This is a genomic window from Paratractidigestivibacter sp. (assembly GCF_963660155.1).
Taxonomy (GTDB): Bacteria; Actinomycetota; Coriobacteriia; order Coriobacteriales; family Atopobiaceae; genus Paratractidigestivibacter.
In genome coordinates this window covers 62224-76501 of the sequence record NZ_CAVKWG010000045.1, presented here as the reverse complement: position 1 = coordinate 76501, position 14278 = coordinate 62224, and the positions used below count along the sequence as shown (strand labels likewise).

Here is a 14278-nt window from a genome sequence, read left to right as displayed (position 1 = left end):
GCGGCCCGCCCGTGGGGTAGGGGAGGGCGACCCGGGCTAGAAGGGCTGTTCCTCGTCGGTTGGCACGTACTGGATCACAACCGGCACGCCGCGGGACTTGATGACCTCGAGGTCGGCGCGCTCCTTATCGTTCAAGGCGATGAACTTGGTCACGGGCTCGCGGCCCTGCTCGTTGAAGATGATGCCGAGGTCCACCTTGGGGATCTGGACGCCGCCGTCGATGAGGCGGATGAGGGTCTCGGGCTCCTTGACCAGCACAAGGACGTTCTGGCCGTCGTACTTGCCGGTGGCGAAGTTGGCAACCGCGGTGTCCACGCTGATCACGGAGACGCCGGTGCCGGCGGGCTTGGCCATGCGCATGCTGGCCTTGATGGCCTCGCTGTCGCAGAGTAGGTCGTCGACGACCATGAAGCGTTTGACCTTAAAGGCTGGGGCGACCTGGTTGACCACGATGCCGTGGATGAGGCGCTGGTCGATGCGTGCGAGAACTACCATGAGGGGCTCCTTCCTCTCGTGCGCGGCCGGTCGGCTGCGCGATTATTGACGTGCTTATCCGCAAATTGGTATCGATACCAATTTGTTGCAAAGAAAAAGCTTCGCCTGACGCACGGGCGCTAGGGGAGCAGGGGATGGGCTGTTAGGGGGTTATATATAGGCTCTTACGTGGAGGAGCGGACGATGAGCTCCAGGTTGAGCGTCTGCCTCACCGGCTCGGAAGGCTCGTCGGAGAGCTGGTGAACGATGTCTTGCGCCACGAGCGTGCCCATCTCACGGATAGGCTGGCGGATGGTGGTGAGGGGGACGGGCGCGACCTCGGCGATGGGCTGGTCGTCCACGCCGATGATGGCGATGTCGTCCGGCACTTTGAGGCGGCAGCGCATGGCCTCGAGCTCGAGGCCCACGGCCACCTCGTCGGATCCGGCGACGACGGCGTCGGGGCGCTCAGCCATGGCGAGGATACGGCGAAGGACGTTTCGGCCGTCCTCCAGGGTGCTCACGCCCTCGAAGCGCCAGGCGGGGTTGGGCGCAAGGCCGCGCGACTTGAGCGCATCAAAGTAACCCGTGTATCGATCGGAGTCCAGGTCAGAACCCTTGGGAAGAGGTTTCAGGTCCGAGAAGCCGGTGCAGTAGGCGATGCGCCTGTAGCCACAGCCGATGAGGTACTGGGTGGCGCCGAAGAAGCCGTCGTACTGGCGGCCGAGCACCTGGCTCACGGCGTCGGAGGCGTTGTACTCGTCGCAGACGGCCAGAGCGCCGTACTGAGCGTAGGAGCAGATGAGGTCCCACTTGTTCTCGATGGAGCACAGGATGAGGCCGTCGGCGTGCTGCATCTTGAGCAGGTTCATCGCGTCGAGCTCACCGGACTTCTCGCCCTCGGTCTGAGTGATGAGGCTGCGGTAACCGGCCTTTCGGCAGGTCTTCTCGATGGCGTCCACCAGCTGGGCGAAAAAGTTGTTGGTGATGGTGGGGATGGCGACGGCGATGTTGCCGGAGCCCGAGCCGCGCATTTGGCGGGCGGCCTGCAGGGGAGCGTAGCCGAGCTTATCCATGGCAGCCTGCACGCGCTCGCGCTTCTCGGCGCTGACGTGCGGCTTGTTGTTGATCACGCGGGAGACGGTGGCCACGGAGAGACCCGACAGCTTTGCCACGTCTGAAATCGTTGCCATTTCCATCTCCCCTCATGGGACCGTGTGTTAACGGTATTTAGAATACTCTGATTGAAAATGACGTCAATTGGAAATTGGTATCGTTTACAACTTTCACGTCAATCAACCGTTCGCCGGCGATATGCGACCGCTCAGCGACTCCGTCGGTATCGCTTCCGGCTCCGCCGCAGCGGCGCCGGCGCCGCTGCGGCTGCGCGATTGCGACCTGTTCATCTCCGGTGAGAAGGTCGGCTACATCTTGCTGGGTGCCGATGGGTTTGCCGAGCGCGAGCGCAATGTGGTGGGCGATGACATCGAGTTCATCGACGCGCCGGAGGACATGCCCGAGGACTTCTTCAAGATCTCGTTCCTCGCGGGACCCGAGCGCAAGCGGGAGATGGCGTAAAGCTTTACCGAGCGGTTCGACAACGCTCTGCACGTCAAGGTCTCGGGCCTTACATGGTTAGACGTCATGCCTGAGGGCGCGAATAAGGGCACGGCGATGGCGGTCCCAGGTGAGCATCTGGGCATCGATCCCGCGTAGACGATGGCCTTCGGCGACAACCTCAACGACGTCGAGATGCTGCAGCTCGTGGGCATGTTCGGCGCTTAGCGGCCCGGTCCGGGGCGAGTCGGGGCGTAGACGCGAGACCCTCATTATCTGTGCTGTTCGCTCCCGTCCGACTTTTCCGGGACTAAATTCAAAGTCCGGCGATACAGGTTCGACTGGCTCCGTGCGCCAACTGGGCAAATGCAGGCTTTCTTATAACCAATACACCTCGTTTGCGGTTTTAGTCCCGGAAAAGTCAGGTTTTCCCTCACGAACCTGTCCGCGCTGCGCTTCCGAGAGCCCCTTCAACAACGAAACCGCCCCTCTCACCCTCCCTTGCTATCAGGAGATTTCGCGCAAGCGAGCGTGCGCTGAGCCAGATGGCAAGGGAGGGTGAGAGGGGCGGAGCCAGCGGTTGACCAGCGGTTTATTTAACCCGCATAGCCCTCATGGCATTGAGGATCGCGATGATTGCCACACCCACGTCGCCGAAGACGGCGAGCCACATGTTGGCCATGCCGGTCGCTGCGAGCACGAGGATGATCAGCTTGACAGCCAGTGCGAAGACGATGTTCTGCCAGACGATGCCCATGGTCTTGCGGGCGACCTTCATGGCGCGCGCGATGTTGGAGGGCTTGTCGTCCATGAGCACGATGTCGGCGGCCTCGATGGCGGCATCCGACCCCATGGCGCCCATGGCGATACCCACGTCGGCGCGGGTGAGGACCGGCGCGTCGTTGATGCCGTCGCCCACGAAGGCCAGCTTGCGCTTGTCGCTCTCGGAGGCGAGCAGCCCCTCGACGCGCTCGACCTTATCGGCGGGCAAAAGCTGCGCATGGCATTCATCGAGCCCGAGGCGTCCCGCGACGTCGGCCGCGACTTCCTCGCGGTCGCCGGTGAGCATGACGCAGCGGCGGATGCCGGCGGCATGCAGGTCGGCGATGGTCTGGGCGGCGTCGTCTTTCACCGTGTCGGCGATCACGATGTGGCCCGCGTAGGCGCCGTCGACGGCGACGTGCAGGATGGTGCCCACGACATCGCAGGTGGGCGCATCAATGCCGTGCTTTCTCATCAGCTTGTTGTTGCCCACGAGGACCTCACGGCCGTCGACCTTTGCATGGACGCCGTGGCCCGATTCCTCGCCGGCTTCGACGACGCGCGCCTCGTTGAGGTCGGCGCCGTAGGCGCGCTTGACACTGACAGCGATGGGGTGGTCGGAGAAGGACTCGGCGTGGGCCGCGAGCTCGAGGAGCCCAGCCTCGGTCTGGCCGTCTGCGGGGTGCGTTGCCACGACTTCGAACGTGCCGTTGGTGAGAGTGCCCGTCTTGTCGAAGACCACGGTGTCGACCTCGGAGAGAGCCTCGAGGTAGTTCGAGCCCTTGACCAGCACGCCGATCTGAGAGGCACCGCCGATGCCGCCGAAGAAGCTGAGCGGCACGCTGATCACGAGCGCGCAGGGGCACGACACGACGAGAAACGTGAGGCCGCGCAGAATCCAGTCGCTCCAGGCGCCGGTGAGAAGCCCGCCGCCGAGGGCGAGCAGCACGGCCGCGCCGGTGACGGCCGGCGTGTAGACGCGCGCGAAGCGGGTGATGAAGTTCTCGGTCTTGGCCTTCTTCTCGCTTGCGTTCTCCACGAGCTTGAGGATGCGGCTGACCGTGGACTCGCCGAATGGCTTGGTCGTGCGGATGTGCAGGACGCCCGTCATGTTGATGCAGCCCGAGACCACGTCGGCGCCCTCCTCCACGTGGCGCGGGACAGACTCGCCGGTAAGGGCAGCGGTGTCGAGCTGGGAGGCGCCTTGCGTGACGACGCCGTCGATGGGCACGCGCTCGCCGGGCTTGACCACGATGAAGTCGCCCACGTTGACCTCGTCGGGGTCGACCTGGGTCAGTACGCCCTCGCGCTCGACGTTGGCGTAGTCGGGCGCGATGTCCATCATGTCGGCGATGGACTTGCGGCTCTTGCCCACGGCGTAGGCTTGGAAGAGCTCGCCTACCTGGTAGAACAGCATGACCGCGGCGCCCTCGGCCATGTGGGGGTCGGTGTCGGGGAAGAAGATCATCGCGAAGGCGCCGAGGGTGGCCACCGCCATGAGGAAGCTCTCATCGAAGGCCTTGCCGTGGCGGATGTTGTTCCATGCTTTCTGCAGTACGTCGTGGCCGGCGATGACGAAGGGGACGAGGTAGAGAACGAAGCTCGCGTAGAGCGCGCCCGGCTCGCCGAAGAGGGCAGCGAGAGCGCCGAACTCGTCTGCCGCATACACGACGGCGAAGATGGCGAGCGCGAGCAGGATGCGGCGCGTCTTATGCTGCTGCGACTCCTTCTTGCGGCGCTTCTTTTTCTTCTTGGCGTCCGCTTGCTTTGATGCGGCCATGGCCTCTCCCTAAAATGAACGTATGAGCAATCGCTCATATATTTGCAGGTAAAACGCCCGCCGGCGGCGGCGGGCGGGTAGGGTTTCCTAGCGGATGATCTCGCAGTCGGGCTCGGCCTCCGCGGTGAAGTCCACGACGCGCTCGAGCACTTCGTCGAACTCGGCGTCGTCTGCCTCGAGCGTGAGCTTCTGTGTCATGAAGTTTACGGAGACGGACTTGACGCCGTCGAGCTTGGCCAGCTCGTCCTGCAGCTCACGTGCGCAGTTGGCGCAGTCGATTTCGTCGAGCTTGAATGCCTTCTTCATGATGGATCCCTTCCTTCTCGGGGCCGCGGGAGCGACCCTGCTTTTATTCGCAGATGTGGCTCATGCCCTGGTTGAGCATGGTGTACACGTGGTCGTCGGCGAGCGAGTAGACGACGTTTCGGCCGTCGCGCTCGAAGCGGACGAGGTGGGCCTGCTTGAGCGTGCGCAGCTGGTGGGAGACGGCCGATTGGGTGGAGCCGGTCTCTTCGGCGATGTCGGCCACGCAGAGCTCGCGGCCCATGAGGGCGAAGAGAATCTTGATGCGCGTGGTGTCGCTGAACACCTTGAACAGGTCCGCCAGGTCGTAGAGCAGCTCCTCGTCGGGCAGCTCGCCTAAGGACTTGCCCACGGGGATGGGACCGTTGTGCTCGTCGCTCATGCTTCGGCTCCTTTCTCGTGACAAGTTTGATTATATGAACAGACGCTCATATGTCAACAGAGATTCCGACCGGTTATTCAAGCGATTCGATGAACGCGATTCGCGACGGGGCGATGTCGGTGAACAAACTCTGGCGAGTGCGCACCTTAATTCAGCATGTCGAGGTAGTAGGTGGCTTTTGCCCTATGTTTGCGCAGTTGAAGGGGAGGTTGGATGTGCAGATAGCCGTGCAGTTCGAATTAAGGTGCCCACTCGCCGGAGTTCGTGTTTCTCGAGGCACGAAAAAGCGCCCCGAAGGGCGCTCGAGGGTACTGCGGGTGTGTGGAGTCGCCTACGCGAAGGTAATCTCGCCGGTCTTGGCGTCCATGCCGTTGAGGATGGCGAGGCTCTCCACCTGATAGCCGCGCTTGCGCAGCTGTTCGCCGCCGGGCTGGAAGCCCTTCTCGATGGCGATACCGATGCCCTCAACGATGACGCCGGCTTCGTCGCAGATCTCGAGTAGGCCGTTCAGGGCGCAGCCCATGGCGAGAAAGTCGTCGATCACGATGACGTGCTCGCCGCGCTCGAGGAAGCGCTTTGCCACGATGACCTCATAGACGCGGCCCTTCGTATAGCTCTTGATCTGCGTGCGGTACTGGTCGCCGTCGAGGTTCTTGGACTCGGTCTTGCGCGCGAAGACCACGGGCACGTTGCCGAAGTGGCGCGACGCGGTGCAGGCGATGCCGATGCCGGAGCTTTCGATGGTCAAGATTTTGTCGACCTGCTTGCCGGCGAACAGGCGCGCCCACTCGGCGCCCATCTCGTCGTAGAGCGCGACGTCGCACTTGTGGTTGAGGAAGCTGTCGACCTTGAGGACGTTGCCCTCACGAACGATTCCGTCCTTGCGAATACGGTCCTCGAGCAGCTTCATGCGCAACCTCCCAGGCGGTCCATGTGTGGCTTAAGAAAAACGGTTGCACTCCATTATGGCCCCAAATGCGCCGCTGCCAACCCAAAAAGCTCCGTTCGCCGACAATTCATGCAACGCGTCGCGTGGCAGGCCCCAGGCGAGAGGGCTAGGCGAGAAGGTTCGCCTCGAGCCAGGTGGCAACGCCGTCCTCGGTCACGGGGTCGGCGATGGCGTCGGCCGCGGCCTTGACCTCGTCGGTGGCGTTGCCCATGGCCACGAAGGTGAGCTCGCGGCCGGCCATGCTGAGGTCGTTACCGGAGTCGCCGAAAGCGACGGTGCGTGAGACCTCGATGCCGAGGCGGCGGCAGAGGGCCTCGCAGGCCTCACCCTTCGAGGCGCCCTTCGCCGTGAGCTCGAGCTCGCAAGGCCCGAGGCGCGCGGCATCGACCCCGCCGAGCTCCTCGAGCCGGGCTTCGAGTGCGTTGGCGGCGTCGGCGGAGGGGAGGGTACAGTCGATCTTGTCGAGCTGGTCGTCCGTGCGCTCGGCAAAGGCCTCGACGCCGGACTCGACCGCCACGCCGCCGAACGTCGCGAGCAGGTTCTCGATGGGGTTGCCGGTGTAGCTGCCCTCGTCCCCTGCTTCCTCGGCGAAACGCTTGCTCATGCTTCTGAGCTGGGCATTTTCCATAAGAGAGGAGCGATTGGTGTGGATTGACATGGTGCCGCCGAACTCGTGGACCGCTTCGAGGACCTTGCAGGCGAGCGGTCGTGGGAAAGCTGCCGCGATGTCGTCGCCGACGGCATGGACGCCGCTCACGCGCGCGCCGTTGCAGGTGATGGCCCAGTCGAGCCAAGGGGCGCCGGGCAGCTCGTCGCCGAGCATCCACGTGGGCCGACCGGAGGCGACGGCGATGACGGCTCCGGCCTCGTGGGCGGCCCTAAGCGCGCGGACGACGCGCTCGGAGAGCACCTGGTTCGTGGGGGAATCGAAGACGGTTCCGTCGAGGTCGAAGGCAATGAGGTCGTAGTTTCTTTCGGCTGCGGGCAAAGCGGCTCCTTTTTTCGCGTTGTTTTCCATGCCTGATTATGTCGCAGTCTTGTTAGGCGGCGGTTTGCCCGCCGTCAACCTGAGGAAAGTTTTCAGATGCCGGCGGCGCCGGCCTCGCCCGCCGCCGCGTCGCCCGCCGCCGCGTGCCTGCTGTCTTAGAACTCGACGTGGTTTCTCAGCGGTTCCCCGGCCGCAAGGTGCGCGAGGTTCTCGGCCGCGATGGCCACGATGTTGTCGAGCGTGACCGGCAGGTGATAAAACCCACTGATGTGGGGCGTGAGCAGCAGGTTCGGTGCGTCCCAGAGCGCGTCGCCCTCGGGCAGGGGTTCCGGCGAGCACACGTCGAGAGCGGCGCCCGCGAGGTGCCCGGACTCGAGCGCGGCCACGAGTGCCGCCTGGTCGACGAGGTCGCCGCGACCTGCGTTGCAAAAGTACGCGCCCGGCTTCATCGCGCCGAAGAACTCCCCGCTCGCGAGGCCGCGGGTCGCGGGCGTGCTCGGCAAGACGGAGCAGACCACATCCGCACAAGCCAGGAGCCCCGGCAGCTCGTCCATAGTCGCCATGCGCTCAAACGGTGGCTCGGCCGCGACCCGCGCGCGCCGCACGCCGCACACGTGTGCGCCGACGCCCGAGAAGAGCCGCGCCACATGGGTGCCGATATCGCCCGCTCCGAGCACGAGGACGTTCGCGCCGGCAGGGGAGCGGACCTCGCCGAGGTCTCCCCAGGTGTGCTCGCGCTGCAGGTCGCGGTAGCTGGGGAGCTTCTTCATTAGGCACAGGGCGCTCGCGAAAAGGTGCTCGGAGACCGCCTGCCCGTAAGCCCCCGTCGCGCAGCAAAGGGCGCAGCCCGCGGGCACGGTTCCGCAGGCGACGTACTTGTCGTAGCCCGCGGAGTTGAGCTGCAGCAGGCGCAGCCGCGAAGCCGCCCCCAGAAGCGGCGGCCGGACGTTACCGAAGATCACGTCGACATCCTCCACCTGCGTCTCGTTTACCTCGGCAGGGGAGGAATACACGAATTCGGCGCCCGGCGCGGCCTCCTCCAGCGTCGCCTTGTGGCTATTGTTTACCGGCGGCAGCACCAAGATCCTCATCGTTTGCTCCCTTTCTTCGCAAAGGCCTAGGACCTCATGATAAACCTGCCGGAAATCCCGCCCGTACACGTAATCCGCACGCGCCTCGGGCACCATTGAGGAGACCCCGACCGAAAGGCCCCATGTCTTATGCGCGCTGCTCTGATCTCCTACTCCGACAGATCCGCCCTAGCCCTCGCGCTTTGGCCCCTCGCCTCGCTCGTCTTTACCGTGCCGATCCTCGCGTTTTTGTATCACCGCGACGGCCGCTTGCACCTCTCGTCGATTGTCGGCTGCTACATCGCCGTGTTCTACCTCATGGGCCTCGGCTGCTTCACGCTCTACCCGCTGCCCACGGGCGACTCGGGCCCCGGCATTACCTATGGGATCTCGCCGCAGCTCAACTTCTGGCAGTTCGTCACCGTCCTGCGCTCAAGAAACAAGGTCCTTATCTTCGAGCTTTTTGCCAACGTCGCGCTGTTCGTCCCCTTCGGCTTTATCGTCGCCCGCGGTCTCGGGTGGGGGCCCGCCAGGTCGGTCCTCGCCGGCTTTGCGGTGTCGCTTCTCGTCGAGACGACCCAGCTCACGGGCGATTGGGGAGTCTACGATTTCGCGTATCGAACCTTTGATGTCGACGACCTGCTCACGAACACCGTCGGCTCCTTTGTGGGTTGGATCTTGGCGGAGATCTATTCGTGCCTGGTGCCGCGCCACACGAACCCCATGGACCTCGAGCCGACGCGCCGCGCGGGCGTGCTGCGCCGTGCGGTAGCGCTCGCTGTCGACTCGATCCTCGTGTTTGTGCTCGCCGTCATCTTCGTAGTCGGAGCGCAGTACGTCTTGCGCCACAACCTTGTGGGGAGTGGCCGGCTCTCGCGCGCCATTGAGTGGCTGACCCATTGGTCGATGTTTGCCTTTATGGTCCTTTTGCAGCTCATCGTGCCCCTTGCATGGGGAGGCAAGACGATCGGTTCCTCATTCGTGCGCATGAACTACGAGACGAAGCCGCGCCGCGGGGTCCTGCGTGCCGCGTTCTTCGGCGTGCGCTTCGTGGCGCTGCTCTTGGCGGCCCGGTTCCCGCTCTGTGTCCTGGTCCCGCTCGCCGCTTTCGGCGCCGTCTTCAAGCAAATGCCCTACGACTTCCTCCCGGCGTCGAGCCAGCGCCGCGATTATTAGCGCACCGCTCCCAAAATCGCGAGCAATACCACGATTGCCGCGCCGGCGATTGGTATTCACCCCGTTTTTGAGAAAACGAGCCCTTTGAGTCTCAGAATCGCGAGCAATACCAATGCCGCCTCGAAAATCATTGGTATTGCTCGATTTTTTGGAGCCTCGCGGTGGTCCGGGTGGCTCTTGCGGCCCCGTGATTTGTACTCAGGGCGAAATACCATACATGTATGGTGGTGCGCCGCCCCCGGCTGGCCAAAACTCAGAGCCATGCCGAAGAAGAGAGACATAACGAAGGCCGAGGTCGAGCTCTCGCTCAGACTTGGGCTGCACCTCAGGGACTTGCGCCTGGAGCGTGGCCTCTCGCAGGAGCAGGTGGCCACGCGGGCGGGCATCTCAGCAAAGACCTACCAGAAGTACGAGCACGGCGAGAGCCGCCCGGGCACCCCCATGAATCTCGAGTTCTTCACGATGAGGGATCTGTGCGCCGCCTTCGGCATCGGCATTTCCGAGCTGCTCGACATCGACGGCCTCGAGGACGACGACCGCCCCTAAGGCTAGCCGCCGCAAGAAAAGGCCCCGAGACGCTCGGTCTATGCGTCTCGGGGCCTTTTCTTGAGCCGAGCGTCTCGGGGCCTTTATCTGCTTCGAGCTGCGCGTGCCTAGGCCTCCGCGCCGTCCTCGCGCTCCGGGACCTTGAGCATGAGCACGAAGCCGACGACGAAGAGAATCGCGATGCTCAGCACGCCTAGGCTCGAGTTGCCGGTGAGGGCGGTCAACGTGCCCACCAAAAACGTGCCGAGAATGGCCGCGTACTTGCCAAAGATGTCAAAGAAGCCAAAGTACTCGTTGGCGCGCTCCTTGGGGCAGAGCTTGCCAAACTCAGAGCGCGAGAGCGCCTGGATGCCGCCCTGGAACATGCCGACGAGAATGGCCAGCACCCAGAACTCGGCAGCCGAGCGCAGGAAGAACGACGCAAACAGCGTGATGCCAAAGTAGGCGGCGATGGCAATCAGCAGCATACGTCGCGTGCCGTACTTGGAGGACAGGCGGCCGTAGATGATGGCGGACGGAAACGCCACAAACTGCGTGACGAGAAGCGCCAGCACAAGCTGCGTGGAGCTGATGCCAAGGTCGGTGCCGTAGCTCGTGGAGAGCTTGATGATGGTGTGGACGCCGTCGATGTAGAAGAAGTACGCGATCATGTAGTACTTGATGGCCGCGTTGGACCACATCTCGCGCAGCGTGTTGCCGATCCCCTTGATTGCGTTGGAGAAGGCGTGCGCCTCGCGCGGCTTGAAGTGCTTCTGCTCGACGTTTTTGAGCATGGGGATGGTGAAGGCAAGCCACCATGCCGCGGTGATGAAGAAGGCGATTTTCATGGCGGTCTGCAGGCTCATGCCGAGAGCCTCATAGTTGAGCACTACGAGCAGGCACGCGATGAACGGAACGCAGCTGCCGATGTAGCCCCAGGCATAGCCCTGGCTCGAGACCTCATCCATGCGCTCGTCGGTCGTGGTGTCGACGAGCAGCGCGTCATAGAAGACCATCGAGGAGTTGAGCGCCACCGAGCTGATCACATAGATGACGAGAAACGCCGCAGCGCTCGTGGGGAAACCAAGGGCGATGGTGGCCACCACGCCCGTGCCCACGCAGCCCACGATGAACTTCTTCTTCATGCCCTGCATGTCGGCGATAGAGCCGAGGATGGGCATGAGCAGCGCGATGATGAGCGAGGCGATGGTCTCGGCGTAGCTCCACGCGACCACGACGCCGCCGTCCGGGGCGAGCGAGCTGAAGTAGATGGGGATGACGCTCGTGGCGAGAAGCACAAGGGCGGAGTTGCCCACGTCGTACATGATCCAGCTCTTCTCGGCGAGCGTAAGCTTCTGCTTTGTCATGGCGGCTCCGTTCTGCTACGGGCGTGCGACCATTCGTGACGCGTCCATTTGGATTACGGTACCCCTTTGCGACGCGAGCAACGGCGGCAAAGACCGCAATGGTCGCGTAATTGCCCGCGGAAGGCAAGCGCGGCGCAGGTTGAAGCCGCCGCCGCGCGCTTGGTGGGGCATAATCAAGGGCAGCGAAACCTTCGGAAGGAAACCCATGCCCGCGATCCTCACGCACGATTTCTTTGGAAAGAGCGTCGTCGACGACGTCTCCCGCCTCCGCTCATTTGCCACCGAGGACGAGAGGTGCGCCTTCTTGCTGGGCAACCAGGGCCCGGATCCCTTGTTCTATCTTTGCATCGACCCCTTGATGAGTAAGTGGGAGCCGCTCGGCAACGTGATGCACGCGGCGCGGCCCGCGCGCCTCATCTACGCGATGCGCGAGGCCGCCGAGCACCTGGAGGGCGCCGACCGCATCGTCGCGCGCGCCTACATGGCGGGCTTCGTGTGCCACTACCTGCTCGACCGCGCGGTGCACCCGCTCGTCTATCACTGGCAGCACGGCCTCACGGCCGCCGGCGTCGAGGGCCTGGGGCCTGAGTCTGGCCAGTTCGTGCATGCCGAGATCGAGCGCGACCTCGACGAGGCCGTGCTGTGGGGCGTCGAGCATAAGACAGTGCGCGATTACCGGCCTTTCGATGAGGTGCTCCAGGCCTCCCCGAAGGTTCTCTCCGCCGTCGACAAGGTCTACTTCTACGTGGCCCTCTGGACCTATGGGCGAGCCATCGACCCGAGGACCTTCTCGACGGCCGTCAAGGAGTTCCGCCTGGTGCAGCGCGCGTTCTACTCGCCGCGCGGTGCCAAGGCCAAGGCGTTTGCGGTGGTCGAGCGCGCGGCGAGGCGAGGCGACCACTCGCTTCTTGCCGCTATGTCTCACCGGGTGCGCGAGGGGGCCGTCTCGGACTTCGATAACCGCGACCGCGCCGCGTGGGAGAACCCCTTCACGCATGAGGCGACCCACGAGTCGTTCGAGGACCTCTTCGAGGACGCCCGCGCCTGCGTGCTGCCGGCGCTCGCCGAGGTCTTCTCGGCCGAGTTCGACGAGCAGGCCTCCCAGGACCTCACCGGCAACCTCAACTTCGAGGGCGAGCCGGTGGCGGTCGACGGGGACTTCGACTGGGAGCAGTAAGCAGGGGCGAAACGCTCGGCGCCATCGCGGAGCGTTTCGCCGATTCGTCAGCGACGGACACGGCGCTCGCATGCGCGATCGATGCCGTCTGCGGCAACTTACAAAGTTCTGGCCGCCACCGCGCGACCCTGCGTTTACAGTAACGAGCAATGTATCGACCGAGAGGGGGCTGAGGATGGCTACATATGTGTTCTCCGATGTGCACGGCCATGCGGCCCCGCTCAAGCGGGCCATCGAGCGCACGAACCCGAGCAAAGACGACGTCTATTATTGCCTGGGCGACATGATCGATCGCGGCCCCGACCCGCTGGGCGTCATCGAGCACGTGCGCTCGCTGCCGAACGCCCACGTCATTATGGGCAACCACGAGGACCTCATGCTAGCGTGCATGGAGCACCCCGAGAACCAGATGTGCACCCTCAACTGGGGCATGAACGGGGGCTGCGTCACGGCCGACGCGCTGGCGGAGCTCTCCGAGGAGGAGGCCGACGCGATCGTCGAGTGGGTGTCTGGCCTGCCTACCTTCGCGCATGTGAGGGTCGGCGAGCGCGACTATGTGCTGGTGCACGCAGGCATCGATTCCGCGCGCATCGGGGAGGGCCCTTGGGACACCGGCGAGAAGATCGGCCAGATGCTCTTGGCCCAAAAGGCCGAGGACCTGCTCTGGATTCGCGACGGGTTCTGGGGATGCCACACGGGGCTTATCGACGAGGACGGGCGCGGGCCCATCGTCATCGCGGGCCACACGCCCACGGTGTACCTGGCGCAGTTCGTTGACGACGAGGATGTTTGCGCCGCCGATGAGGAGGGGCGCGCCACGATGGTCCGAATGGGCGCTGACGAGTCGACCGGGGGCGTGTCCGATCGTTGGGACATCGACGCGGGCGCTGCGGGCGGCGCGGGCTTCGGCCGTGTGCTCGTCCTTAGGCTCGACGACGGCGAGGAGTTCTACGAGGACATCGCCGAGGGCGAATAAAGACTGGGTAGTCGGCTTGGGCAATCGGTAAAAGAGAAAGGCGCCGCGGGTGGTCCGCGGCGCCTTATTGGGCGTTTCGCGGGCTGCGGGCTCGCACCGCCGGCGCGGCGATGAAGTCCTCGGGGTTCGTGGCGCTCGCCGGTTCGAAGATGTCGACGAGCGAGAACCCGCGGGTGGCCTCGTCGAACTCGTAGGTATAGAGGCTGCAGTTGGCGAGGTGGCGCGGGGCCTCTACGCGGGCGTTTTCGGCCCAGTGGTTGCGGAAGATGCGCCCGCAGGTCCCGTGGGAAACGACGAGCACGTCATGGGCGTCGTCGGCTGCCATGAAGCGCTCGGCCGCCTCGCAGATGCGCACCTCGACGCGGGACTCGGAATCGCCGCCGATCTTTTCAAAGAGGTTGAAGTAGGGGCTTTTGGGGTCGTCGGCGGCGTGCAGCATGCCATCCGCCTCGCCGAACGACATCTCGAGCAGGCCGAGGTCGAACTCAAAGGCGCCGCGGGCGACGATTTCGGGCAATGCTGCTTGGAGCGTCTCGACCACGCGCCCGCGAGGAGAACAATAAATATGGTCGAATTCGAGCGCGGATTCGCGGATGTGGTCGCCGGCCTCCGCCGCCTGCCGGCGACCGAGCTCGGTCAGCGGGGAGTCGGCGCGCCCTTGCCATGCGTCCGCGACGTTCAGCTCGGTCGCGCCGTGCCGCATATAGCATAGATACTTGGTCAAAGTCGTCTCCTTTGGGCATATCCTGCGGCGGCTAGTATAGACTTGCGTGCGCGTACTCTATAAAAGGA

The 14278-nt window shown here is 64.2% G+C and carries 15 protein-coding genes and 1 pseudogene; 6 read left to right on the top strand and 10 right to left on the bottom strand.

The annotated features are described in order from the left end of the window. Positions 1–36: 36 nt before the first annotated feature. Together U5709_RS08705 and U5709_RS08700 are read right to left on the bottom strand one after the other, a co-directional pair. Entirely contained in the window at positions 37–495 is a 459-nt protein-coding gene (locus U5709_RS08705) for a PTS sugar transporter subunit IIB (RefSeq protein WP_321973220.1), read from the bottom strand. Positions 496–659: 164 nt separating this feature from the next. Continuing rightward, positions 660–1667: a LacI family DNA-binding transcriptional regulator gene (locus U5709_RS08700; protein WP_321973219.1), complete on the bottom strand. Its 1008-nt coding sequence runs from the start codon at positions 1665–1667 to the stop codon at positions 660–662. 121 nt (positions 1668–1788) lie between these two features. Between U5709_RS08700 and U5709_RS08695 the strand changes: the two genes are divergently transcribed. Both U5709_RS08695 and U5709_RS10680 read left to right on the top strand, forming a co-directional pair. After that, entirely contained in the window at positions 1789–2052 is a 264-nt protein-coding gene (locus U5709_RS08695) for a hypothetical protein (RefSeq protein WP_321973218.1), read from the top strand. A gap of 138 nt (positions 2053–2190) precedes the next feature. Then, positions 2191–2259, top strand: a pseudogene (locus tag U5709_RS10680) (HAD hydrolase family protein); the annotation flags it as partial. Between the two features lie 364 nt (positions 2260–2623). Here U5709_RS10680 and U5709_RS08690 read toward each other — a convergent pair. The 6 genes from U5709_RS08690 to U5709_RS08665 all read right to left on the bottom strand — a co-directional run bounded on the left by U5709_RS08690 (position 2624) and on the right by U5709_RS08665 (position 8286). Continuing rightward, positions 2624–4573, bottom strand: coding sequence for a heavy metal translocating P-type ATPase (locus U5709_RS08690; RefSeq protein WP_321973217.1), 1950 nt, complete (start codon positions 4571–4573; stop codon positions 2624–2626). Between the two features lie 87 nt (positions 4574–4660). Beyond that, the gene (locus U5709_RS08685) at positions 4661–4879 is read right to left on the bottom strand and encodes a heavy metal-associated domain-containing protein (protein WP_321973216.1); all 219 of its coding nucleotides are present in this window, start codon (positions 4877–4879) and stop codon (positions 4661–4663) included. A 43-nt stretch (positions 4880–4922) separates the two neighbouring features. Then, positions 4923–5258, bottom strand: coding sequence for a metalloregulator ArsR/SmtB family transcription factor (locus U5709_RS08680; protein ID WP_321973215.1), 336 nt, complete (start codon positions 5256–5258; stop codon positions 4923–4925). Between the two features lie 331 nt (positions 5259–5589). Next, on the bottom strand, positions 5590–6168 hold the full coding sequence (locus tag U5709_RS08675) for a xanthine phosphoribosyltransferase (protein WP_321971250.1): 579 nt from the start codon (positions 6166–6168) through the stop codon (positions 5590–5592). Between the two features lie 145 nt (positions 6169–6313). After that, the gene (locus tag U5709_RS08670) at positions 6314–7195 is read right to left on the bottom strand and encodes an HAD hydrolase family protein (RefSeq protein ID WP_321971249.1); all 882 of its coding nucleotides are present in this window, start codon (positions 7193–7195) and stop codon (positions 6314–6316) included. 155 nt (positions 7196–7350) lie between these two features. Continuing rightward, positions 7351–8286: a D-2-hydroxyacid dehydrogenase gene (locus U5709_RS08665; RefSeq protein WP_321971248.1), complete on the bottom strand. Its 936-nt coding sequence runs from the start codon at positions 8284–8286 to the stop codon at positions 7351–7353. Between the two features lie 129 nt (positions 8287–8415). On the opposite strand from U5709_RS08665, the gene U5709_RS08660 reads away from it, so the two are divergent. After that, a complete protein-coding gene (locus U5709_RS08660; protein ID WP_321971247.1) occupies positions 8416–9441 on the top strand; it encodes a VanZ family protein in 1026 nt (341 codons plus the stop codon). A gap of 261 nt (positions 9442–9702) precedes the next feature. Beyond that, a complete protein-coding gene (locus U5709_RS08655) occupies positions 9703–9987 on the top strand; it encodes a helix-turn-helix transcriptional regulator (RefSeq protein WP_321971246.1) in 285 nt (94 codons plus the stop codon). Positions 9988–10094: 107 nt separating this feature from the next. Here the strand turns inward: U5709_RS08655 and U5709_RS08650 are convergent, their stop codons facing one another. Then, positions 10095–11333, bottom strand: a complete 1239-nt coding sequence (locus tag U5709_RS08650) for an MFS transporter (protein WP_321971245.1) — start codon at positions 11331–11333, stop codon at positions 10095–10097. Between the two features lie 205 nt (positions 11334–11538). On the opposite strand from U5709_RS08650, the gene U5709_RS08645 reads away from it, so the two are divergent. After that, positions 11539–12510 carry a hypothetical protein gene (locus U5709_RS08645; RefSeq protein WP_321971244.1) on the top strand — a complete coding sequence of 324 codons (972 nt, stop codon included), beginning with the start codon at positions 11539–11541 and terminating at the stop codon, positions 12508–12510. 175 nt (positions 12511–12685) lie between these two features. Next, a complete protein-coding gene (locus tag U5709_RS08640) occupies positions 12686–13486 on the top strand; it encodes a metallophosphoesterase family protein (protein ID WP_321973214.1) in 801 nt (266 codons plus the stop codon). A 64-nt stretch (positions 13487–13550) separates the two neighbouring features. Here the strand turns inward: U5709_RS08640 and U5709_RS08635 are convergent, their stop codons facing one another. Then, complete coding sequence (locus U5709_RS08635; protein ID WP_321973213.1) at positions 13551–14210, bottom strand: histidine phosphatase family protein; 660 nt, start codon at positions 14208–14210, stop codon at positions 13551–13553. Positions 14211–14278 lie beyond the last annotated feature (68 nt).